Here is a 10,697-nt window from a genome sequence, read left to right as displayed (position 1 = left end):
AGGCGCGAGGAGGTTGTCGTGCCCACGTTCAGTCTCGTGCCTTCCATCCTGTCGCGTACCGACCGTATCGCTACGCTCCCCTTGAGATTGGCTGAGCACTTTGCGGAACTAACACCTCTGCGGATCGCAGAAGTGCCTCTGCCACTTTCTTCGTTTACCGAAGCAATTCAATGGCCTTCGCTACACAATGGCGATCCTGCAAGCATCTGGCTGCGCGAGGTTTTACTCGAGGAGGCGCAAAACGTCGCCTAGCATGAATTGCTCGGGCAATTTCGTGGATCTGATAATCATATAGCCGGCCCCACGCCGTTGTGGTGAAGCGGCGGGCGTAATTCGGTGGCGCCTATAAAACGTGGCTTCAATGACCACTCCCACGAGATGGGGTAATCGTACTTTTCGTGCAAAATCTGGCGATTTTGTCTGAAAGCCTTGTCTGATAAGGCTCTGCAGGGCATGTCTGCACGCGAAAATGGGCTTGGGGAACGGCTGCGGTAATATATTCGCCCGCGATCTGGATCGCGCCGTCACACGGGGCAGAAACATGCCGGGCCTGGAATTTCGCTATGTGGGACAGGATCGGTTGCCTTCGCGACTATCCGAATTCGACGTCGAGCGCTATTTCGCGCTGACCGACAGCGACATCGCAGCGATCAACGAGCGGTTCCGGCGAGATCGCCGCGCAGGCGTTGCCATCCAGCTGGTTTTTCTGCGCGCGAGCGGCCACACGCTCGACCATGTGGGCACCGTGCCGCGGCAGTTGTTGCGCTATGTTGGTGACCGGCTCGGTCTGGCAACGCCGACGATCGCCTCGCTCAGGACGCTCTACCTCCGTTACAAAACGCTCTACGATCATCAGGTCTGGGCCTGCGAGTACCTGGGTCTGACTTCGATCGTGGCGGACCAGTGGTCGGGGCTTGAAGCATGGATGCGCGAGGACGCGCACGAATCGCTGACGATTGACGACCTGCTGCAGCACGCACACTACTGGCTGTATGAACGCAGGATCCTGATTCCTGCGGAACGGACACTGAAAGATCTCGGCCGCTCGATCTGGGCGGACATCGAGCGCGACGTGCTCGCGATGATCAAGGCGACTGTCCCCGATGCGCAACTTGAACGTGCGGATGCGGTTCTGTCGACCCGGCACGACACCTCCGGCATGACCGTTCTCGAATGGTTGAAGACACCGCCAGCCCGGCACAGTCCAACGACGATGACCGAGACGCTCGAGAAAGTTCGCTTTCTGAAAGAGCTTGGTGCCCACATGTGGGTGCTCGATGCGGTCCCGCTCGAGAAGCAGCGGGCATGGGCACAACGCATTCAGGCACGTCGTCCTGTCAAAACACGCGGGCTGAAAGAGTCGACGCGGATGCTGGAGCTGGTTTTCTTCCTGCGCGTCACCCTGCTGGAATTGACGGATTCGCTGCTGTATCAGACCGGCCGTCGTGTCTCCGATCTGGTCCGGCATGCGTACGAGAAGACCCGGACGAAGCAGGCCCGCTCGGCTGTCGGATACCGGCAGCAGTTGATCGCGATCAAGGCCATCGTCCAGGACAAAGAGCAGTCGGCCGAAGAAAAAATCGTCGAGATAGGCAAGCTGCTCGATGCCCTCCCGGACAAACCCACCGCCAGTCATGCGGCCAGCGTACGCGAAACGTTGACTGACGATCACCATCGTATCCGTAACCTGCTGGTGCCCTTGCGAGAACTGGGGTTCGAGGGACGGGACGGCGAGATGAGCCTGCGGCAACTCGAACTCGTTGGCAAGTTACACGACAGTGGCGCAACTGAACTGCCCGGCGATTGCGATGTGGCGGTTAGTGCCAGCTGGCGCGACATGGTCGAGGGTGACGACCGGAAACGGGCGCTCCGGGCGCTGGAGGCATCAGCGATTACGGGATTGCGCAAAGGATTGCGCGGCGGCTCGATATGGATCAACCACAGCCTGTCTTTCCGCGAGCGCGACCTGCTGCTGATTTCACCCGCGCAATGGGAAGGCGAGCGTCAGCGGCACCTGTCGTCGCTGGGTTTGCCGCCGACGGCGGACCCCTTTCTCGAAAGGCTGACGGGGCACCTGACGGCGGGTCTTGCCGCCCTGGAGGAGGTTCGCGAAGCAGGACGGGTGACGATCGGCACCGACGTCGCGTTGCATCTGTCGGCGCTCGAAGCGTTGCCGACCGACGGCACACCGAAGCGCACGCGCGATCTGATGTTCAAGGAGATTGGCAACGCCCAGTTTGCCGATATGGTGATGGAAATGGATGCCCGCACCGGTTTCAGCGAAGTGTTGCTGGCGCGCAAGGCGCGTGATGCGAACGAACTCGTCGCGCTGTACGCTGGCCTGATCGCGCACGGACAGAACTCGATGCAAAGAGCGTCGCTGCGATGATTCCGCAACTGGACCCGGCGCAGATTTCGACCGCGATGCGCGCGCTCGAAATGCCGGGGCGGCTCCTTCGTGCCAATGACCGCGTGGTGGAATTCCAGCGCACGCATTCGATCACCGCGCTGCGGGGAACCGGACAGCATGCGTCCAGTGATTCGATGAGCCTTGATACATCACGGCATCTCTTTTACGCTCGCGTCGATCCGCGACGCCGCACCCACGCGGTGGGTATGTACACGCATGTGCTCGACCAGCACGGCATCGTCTATAACCATCCCATTGTGCTGAACGAGCGTCAGGCCGGCGTGGCGATTGAAGGCGTGATCCGGCACAACACTACGCGCGACGACGGTGGACTGCTCAGGCTTTCGGTCGATACGCATGGATATACGAACGTGGGGATGGCCGTGTCGAAACTGCTCGGGTTCGATCTCTGCCCGAACCTGCGCAACCTGGCGGAGCGCAAGCTGTATCTGCCGGGGACGATAGCCTCTCCGGAAGGTCTGGCGCAGGTGGTCGCCTGCGAAATATCGCTCAAGGCCATTCGCGACGGCTGGGATGAACTGCTGCGACTGGTCGCGTCGATCCGCTCGGGTCGCGTGAGCGCCATTGTCGCACTCCAGCGGTTCGGTAGTGCCGCGCAGGGTGACCGGGTGCATCGGGCTGCCGATCATCTTGGCAAGCTGCTGCGCACACTTTTCCTGTGCGACTATTTCAGCAACGCTGAGTTTCGCCGTGAACTACATACGCTGCTCAACCGTGGCGAGTCGGTGCACCAGCTCCAGCGCGCGATATACATCGGCAAGGTGGCGCCCGAGCGGGGACGCCGCCGTGACGAAATGATCGCGATATCCGGCTCGTTGACGTTGCTGACGAATCTCGTCATCGCGTGGAACACGCAGCGCATGCAGGCAACCGTCGACAACTGGCGCGACAAGGGACAGCGCATCGAGGATGACTGGCTGCGCCGCATGGGGCCAGCACACTTCGCGCATGTGAATTTCCGGGGAACGCTCAGCTTTCCGATCGACCGGTACCAGGAAATGCTGCTCGACGCGGCGCCATGGCAGAAGGCGAATCGTTCCTGAATATATCCCGCAGAGGAGAAGACGTTTTGAAGGCGATCACCCGGGAGCTTGCGCAGATCATCCCCACCATTCGTTGCCACGGAGATTTCTACGCATCCGGCAAATCCGAAATCGTCATGCCCAACCTGGAGGTAGAAGGTGTTGGCCGTATCGCGTTGCCGCTGCTTCCCGTACAGGCCGGACAGCTCGTCGCAGTTGCTGCACGCGCGCCGTATGGGCGCGGGGAGGAAACACGCGTCGATACCAATGTTCGCCGGACATGGCAGATTGCGGCTGACGATGTTCATCTTTCGGGGCGTAGCTGGGCGGAGACCCTCGATGGAATTATCGCTCAGGTGGCGATTGGCTTGGGTGTAACAGGGACGGTGTCTGCCGAACTGTACAAACTCCTCGTCTACGACACGGGCAGCTTTTTCGTTGAACATCGTGATACCGAGAAGATCCCGGGGATGTTCGCGACCCTGGTGGTTGTTCTGCCTTCGGCGTGCGATGGGGGCGAACTGGTCGTTCGTCACCGGGGGCGTGAAGTCTGTCTTGACCTGAGCTGCTCCGACTCGGCGCAGGTGTCCTTCGCCGCCTTCTACGCTGACTGCGTGCATGAGGTTCGCCCGGTCACGTCGGGCTTCAGGCTGACGCTCGTCTTCAACCTCACACGCGGCGGTCGCCGGCAGCCTGCCGCTCCTCCCGGGTACGACAGGGACCAGGCGGCCATCACGGCCCTGTTACGACGCTGGGCGGTGGACAAGGATTCGCCGGATGACAGCTCGCCCGAAAAACTCATCTACCCGCTGGAATATGCGTATACCCCGGCAGAACTGTCGTTCGATACATTGAAGAACGCCGATGCGGCCGCCGCCGCCGTGCTCGTTCGTGCTGCTGACGAAGCCGCATGCGACCTTCACCTTGCACTGGTGTCGATCGAGGAAACCGGGAGTGCTGAATATGGCAACTACGCCCCGCGCCGGCGCAGTGGCTGGCATCGTGCCCGCCATGATGAGCAATACGACGATGACTTCGAGGTCGTCGAAGTCATCGATCGAATACAGAGCGTATCGGACTGGCGACGGCCCGATGGCAGCCGGCCGGCCATCGCTGCCCTGCCTTTCGAGGAAAAGGAATTGTGCCCGCCCGGAAGCTTTGATGGTCTGAAGCCCGACGAGCAACATTTTCATGAGGCCACCGGCAATGAAGGGGCGTCGTTCGAGCGGACTTACCGGCGGGCGGCCTTTGTGCTGTGGCCCCGGTCGCGACGGCTTGCCGTGTTCAACCAGGCGGGTCTTGAGGTCACCTTGTCTTACCTGAAGGATCTGGCGGAACGCTGGACGAGCGGTGGTGAAGATCAGGCGTCGCCTGTATGGCGCGAGGCTCACGTGCTGGCCGATCATATGCTGCGCGGCTGGCCAGCGTCACACGGTTACTCCGGGAAGGGACCGGCGGACAAGGTCATCAGCATGTTGACCAGCCTGACGCAGTTGCACGACACCGTACACATCGACGCATTCCTGTCCGCTATTTCCGCTAAATGGCTCTATCACGGCAGTGAGAATGAAGCGTTGACGCGTGCCGCCAGGCTGTTGTCGCCAGAGCGTGCTGCCGGGCTCACGGAGCAGATCATCGCGACGAACGCGCAGATGATTCCGGGAGCGTGTGCCGGCCTGCTGGCGCAGATCAGTCGAGGGGCCGGCCATCCGGAGCACTTGCAATCCGCGGCAACGGCGCTGGTCGAAACGCTTCTGGGACAGCGCGCCAGATCTGATCCTGATTACCCGCGACGGCCAGAACCCATCGAGCCGCCCCTGATTGTCGACCTGCTGACGGCACTTGACCGGATCGATGTACCGTTACTCGCCGGCCATGTTGTCGAGCACGTCCTGGGTAATCCAGCCTCTTTCGGCATGGGCGCCATCATCGTTCCAGCCGCGCTGGATCTGACTGGACGAGCATCGACAGCGAACATTGCGTCGGTCCAGCGTCTGCGTGCCGCCGGTCTGGATCATCTGCGCCGCCGCATCGCCGAGCCGCTGGAGCCGCCGGCTGATTTCGCACGGGCGAATCCGGTTGTCTGTCGTTGTGCCCATTGCGCCGGGCTCGGACAGTTTCTTGTCGACCCCGGACGCCGGGAGTGGGTGTTAAAGGCTGCCCAGCACGTTCGCAGTCACGTTGAAAGTATCATCAAGCAACGCAGTTGCGATGTGAATTGCACGACGCGCAGGACTGGAAGTCCACACAGCCTGGTATGCACAAAAAATCAGGCGAGCTATAAACGGCGCGTGCGGCAACGCAAGGATGATCTGCAAAACGTGGGGCGGCTTGATATCGGTGCGAAACGCGGGTGACAATCCGAGGTACGACCGGGATTCGTGAAAAATCCGCCGCATCTCGACTTAATAGGATGATTTATATTAAAAATATCGATCACGGTGGAGGGTTGGCCGGCCCGAAGTCGTCCAGCGTTACCAATGTGAGTATCGCCTCGGTGTCGTCATCCGCCTCGCACGTGGGCTCGGTCACAGGGCCGTTCTCTTCAGATACTCCTCGTGTCTGGATGACGATGAGAGCCCTTTCGGCGCCCGTTGCCTACTCGTTTGAGCAGGAACGATCGACGAGGAACGCTCCGAGACGCCTCGCTTCGGGGTTGCAGGAACCGGCTTTTCTTGCCGCCGCAGCCGAGGGACGATGTTAATTGCCATATACATCGAAATCGAAATATCTCTTGGCAATTTTGTCGTACGTCCCATCCTGGCGCATGTTCGCGATCGCCAGGTCGATTTGCGTCTTCAAATCAGTGTCTTCTTTGCGGATGCCTACTGCCGTGCCTACGCCAAAAATCTTTTCGTCATAGAGATTCTTTCCAGCGAAACTATAACCGGCCCCCTGCGGTGTATTCAAAAAACCATACTCGGCCTGCGCCGCATTGGTCAGCGTTGCATCCAGTCGATCCGCCAGCAGATCCGTATAAACCAGATCTTGGTTCTGGTACGACACGATTGCTACGCTTTCTGGCTCCCAGTAAGTCTTCGCATAAAGCTCCTGTGTCGAGCCTTGCACTACACCGATCCTCTTGCCTTTCAGCGACATGGCCGCCGATACCAGCCCATCTTTTCTGGCGACGAGCCGCGTCGGGATGTTGTATAGCTTCGAAGAGAATGCGATCTGTTCGGCGCGTTTCGGCGTGATCGACAGTGCCGACAATATGCCGTCGAACTTACGGGCTTTCAGCGCTGGAATCATACTGTCGAACTCAGTGTCGACCCACACACACTTGGCATGCATGCGACGGCATATTTCGTTACCGAGATCGATATCGAACCCCGCCAGTTTTCCGTCAGGTTGCTGCGAATGGAAGGGCGGATAATTCGTGGCTGAGCCAAACCGAACCGTCGACCAGTCCTTCGCATTCACACCATTGGCTGAGATAGCAACCAGCACTATTAGTAAAAGGCGGTGTTTTTTCACGTGCATTCCATTTTGTGATACGGCCGACGCATTGTTCTGTGTATGAGCACTCTGCAACAATGCTCGAAAGAGCGCAAGTTCCGGCATGCCCGTATCCAAACGAGGGCTTCCATAGGCCAATTGGGCGACCGAAGATTGACGCCGACGATTATGATAGTGTTTCTACTCATCCCTATCGCTAACCCTTGTTATCGATAGGGTCACGTTTCATGGCAAAACTACCGTTTCGGGAAACGCGCCACACCTGAGCTGCGGCTCCATCGCCATCACGTTGCCTATAATCTCCGGATGCCGAACATTCCGTCGCCACCATCTTTTCCTGACACCGCGTCGCTGTCTGCGCTGCGAGCGTGGTACGCGGGCGTTGGCTCGCGGGAGGCCATTGAGCGCTATTGTCCGCAGGCGCTCGAAGGCGGCCAGTCGGCGCGCGGCGTGATCGGGCGAATTCGTCGACAGCTCGCCGGTTTCGCCCTCAGCCGGCATCGCGCCGATCTGGCCCGGCTGTTCCAGTGCGCGGTAGGCGGACGGACCCGTCACGGGGTTCCAAGCCGGAACCGCAGAAATTTTGGAAGTTCTTGAATTTCAGGTAGTTACAGGAGATCGAGGCCAGCGAGCATGGCGGCGATGTCGATCGGGTTCTCGTTGCGAAACGTGTAATGCCCAAGGAAGTGGATGTGCTGCCAGGCCACCGGAGAAATCTTTTTCAGCATCGCGAGCGCCTTCTCGTTACCCTCTCGCCGATAGCGTTCGAGTAGTTGAGAAAGCAGCACCGAGTTGAAGGCGGTTACGACGTTAGCCAGAAGCCGGCCACACTCGTTGTTGATCGCAATATCGTGATCGGTCTTGCCGATCAGGTGTTTCTTGCCACCGACCTCAGCGATGAATCCGCGCAGTGCGTGATACGCCTCGATGCGGTTCTGCGAACGATGGACGTTGCGCTGCAGCTGCGGGTCGCGCATGTAGCGCAGCGTGTAGATGCTGCGCACGAGCTTGTCGAACTCGAAGACCGCACGGCGCGTGCGGTGATGCGGAGACAGCGCGCAAAGCTTGCGGACCAGTGCCTGCTGGCTCATTTCCTTCACGCTGAGCGATGCAATGATCTGTTCGATGGCGGACGGATCATCGCAGATGGCAGACCGGTCGATCTGTCCGGCGGGTTTGATCAGAAAGTTGCTGTACTGCCCGATGTCGTCGCCGCAGAACAGATGCTTCAGTTGCGCCTGCAGGTTGGTGAACCGCGGCGCGAAACCCATCTCGAACCAGTGCATGGCCGCGAAATTCATCTTGTTGATGCTATGCATGTCACCGGTGATGATCGTTGGTGCGATATCGGTCGTGTTGCGGTAACAGAGATCGAAGACGTAATGGCTTTCGTGCTCGTGCGCCCCGATGAGGTTGGTGAGCGTGGCGACGTGATTGGTGAGTGACGTAAAGGCGACGACACCCCGTTCGCGACCGAAATATTTGCGCGAGTGCCGTGCCTTTGCGGTAGGCGTGGCGGCAGCGAACTTCTGTCCGTCGACGGCGCCGAAGAGTGCGCCGAGATCGGACGAGTAACACTCGAAGATCGGTAGCTGTGCGATGAAGTTGGCAATCCGGTCGTTGGCGGCCCGCAGTGTCGCCAGACGGCAGTACTGCCGGTACGTCTCGTCGAACACGTGATACGGGATATCGCAGGTCTGGGACATGGCGAGATTGCCGAGGTTGGTGGCCTGCGCAATAATCACCGCCATCAGGCTGTCCGCGTCGGCAATCTTCTTCGCGTAACGGGGCTGCAGGGGCGTCATCGCCGACAGGAAGCCACAACGCTCATTCACGAACCGGATGATGTCCGCAATATCGCGTAGCGGCAGCTTCGCGTAGAAGCTTTCCTGCTGCGTGGCGTTTCTGTCCGCTTTGGGTTTGCGCCAGGTCAGGGTGCTGCGTTGCGCGTCGTAGTCGAGGTGTTTGAGCTTGCCCTGCCGCAGTTCACGATCAAAGCGCTGCCAGAGGTCGCGAAGCTCGTTGCACATGGCATCGACGGTGACGTGTACCGGCTGGCGCAGCCAGGCGAGATCCAGTTCGCCGAGGACGGCGGCCGTCCGATCGGCAGGAACAAGATGGTCGCTGAACTGTCGATGCTGGGTGCTGTCGTTCAGATGCAATTCTCCGCTATCGACGCGCTTGCGCAGTTGCCGGTAGATCCAGAATTCGTATCGGTCGCCACGCAGGCTGACAGGCTGGCCCTTGTCATCGAAGGTGAGCAGATACGGGCGCAGCCGCTCCGGGAGTGTATCGGGTGGTATGTCCGCGAGCGGTCGCCGTTCGAGCCGCTGCCTGCGTGAAAACACGCCGCGCATCCAGTGCAGGGCCGCAAGCCATCGATCGTCGTTGCGTGCGCTGGAGAATTCGAGTGCCATTGCCTGCGGCCTGAGTCGCGTGCGAATCTGCCGGGCGACCTCGTCAACGGCCCGCCAGCGCAGCTCCATCTGGCTGACGGGTTTGTTGCTTAACAGACCGGCGACCTGCTGCAGGTCAGCCCTGGGCAGGATGCTGAACGCCTGGCGTCGCACGGTTCCGAACGGCGTGACATCGTCGAGCGAGTCATCGACGTAGAGCTGCAGGAGCCTGCCGACCTGCGGAGTATCTTTCTGCCGCTGGATCTGGGCGTGTATGAAAGCGTCATCGGCACTGGCCTTGCTGTCGTCCTCGAACTTCTTCGTGTGATGGCGCAGGGCGTCGACCAGATTGTCGTTCAGTTGCCGGTAGCGTTGCCAGGCGTAGCACAGCAGGTACAGGAATGACTGCCCGGGTTGAAGCTGACGCAGGTCGTAGATGGTGTAGAAGTGTGCAAGGCTCGCGTAGTACGCGATATTCTGCTGGGAGATGCCGAGCTGGGGCAGGATTGACCGGGCGGCGTTGTAGACGGGTTCGAGCGTGGCGCGCTTGCGGCGTTCGCGGCCCATCATGTGAGGTCCGAAATATTTCGCATCCTGCTTGATCGCGGCCAGTTCGGACAGGGACTCGTCGCGTACGAGCAGGCGTTGCAGCGCGGCCCTGACGTCATCGGTAACGCCCGCCTCGACCAGTGCGGCCAGTCGTTGCCGTTCTTCACGGAGTGCGGTACTGACAATCGTCTGGAAGGTGGTATAACCCGGGCGCACGATGTGCTGCTGGTTCAGCCAGAGGATGAGTTCGGTGACTACGAACGCGGGCGTCACATCGCGTCGCACCAGTTGTGCCGCGCGTTGCATGAGCAACGGGCTGTCCTGCTTCGACCAGAGGCGAAAGCGGAACAGCGAAAGGATTTCGCGGCGCTGCGCGTAGATTTCTGCGGAGCGGATGGGTCTTGGCGAAAGCGCCTGTTGAGGAAAATAGCGTTCGCGCAGGTAGCCAGCATCTTCTGGCGGAAGTTCCGTGAGCGTGAAGAATGCGCGCGTGGCCTTGAAATAGCCGGTCTGCAGCAGGCACAGGATCTGTTCGGGCAATCCTTTGCGCTGGTGCGCGATGGCCAGCTCATCATCGGTGAAGGCGAAGTACTCTGCGCGCTGGAAATCGTCGAACGCCGGGCGCTCGTAGAGGACCTGCCGCTCGGCCTGGGGCAAGAGGGTCAGGTGTTCGTTGTGGGCGCGCATCCAGAGGCGGAAGAAACTGAAAGGGCGCCATTTTAAAGCGTGACAGACCAATAATTGTTATTATTGGATTACCCGTTTAATTCCATGCAACCTCAACTGATGAAAACGCGTCAGACCCGGCGGCCAGCCGCAACGCCTGCCGAACCCGGGTTC

Annotated in this window: 3 protein-coding genes and 2 pseudogenes; 3 read left to right on the top strand and 2 right to left on the bottom strand. The window is 60.0% G+C overall.

The window, feature by feature from the left end; translation table 11 throughout:
* From EVC45_RS42265 to EVC45_RS42255, 3 genes and pseudogenes are all read left to right on the top strand, one after another.
* Window positions 1-252 (top strand): annotated as a pseudogene (locus EVC45_RS42265) (LysR family transcriptional regulator); the annotation flags it as partial.
* A gap of 289 nt (window positions 253-541) precedes the next feature.
* Window positions 542-3,474, top strand: a pseudogene (locus tag EVC45_RS47820) (Tn3 family transposase).
* Window positions 3,450-5,810 carry a 2OG-Fe(II) oxygenase gene (locus tag EVC45_RS42255; RefSeq protein ID WP_129964029.1) on the top strand — a complete coding sequence of 787 codons (2,361 nt, stop codon included), beginning with the start codon at window positions 3,450-3,452 and terminating at the stop codon, window positions 5,808-5,810. Before EVC45_RS47820 ends, EVC45_RS42255 begins: the two are co-directional and overlap by 25 nt.
* 343 nt (window positions 5,811-6,153) lie before the next feature.
* On the opposite strand, the gene EVC45_RS42250 is transcribed toward EVC45_RS42255, so the two are convergent.
* Both EVC45_RS42250 and EVC45_RS42240 read right to left on the bottom strand, forming a co-directional pair.
* The gene (locus EVC45_RS42250) at window positions 6,154-6,936 is read right to left on the bottom strand and encodes an ABC transporter substrate-binding protein (protein ID WP_129964030.1); all 783 of its coding nucleotides are present in this window, start codon (window positions 6,934-6,936) and stop codon (window positions 6,154-6,156) included.
* 584 nt (window positions 6,937-7,520) lie between these two features.
* Window positions 7,521-10,544 (bottom strand): Tn3 family transposase, encoded by a 3,024-nt coding sequence (locus EVC45_RS42240; protein WP_129964028.1) that lies wholly within the window; start codon window positions 10,542-10,544, stop codon window positions 7,521-7,523.
* Window positions 10,545-10,697 lie beyond the last annotated feature (153 nt).

The organism is Paraburkholderia sp. UYCP14C (assembly GCF_004197395.1).
Taxonomy (GTDB): Bacteria; Pseudomonadota; Gammaproteobacteria; order Burkholderiales; family Burkholderiaceae; genus Paraburkholderia.
The sequence above is the reverse complement of the archived record's forward strand: the minus strand, read 5'-3'. Positions and strand labels throughout refer to the sequence as shown.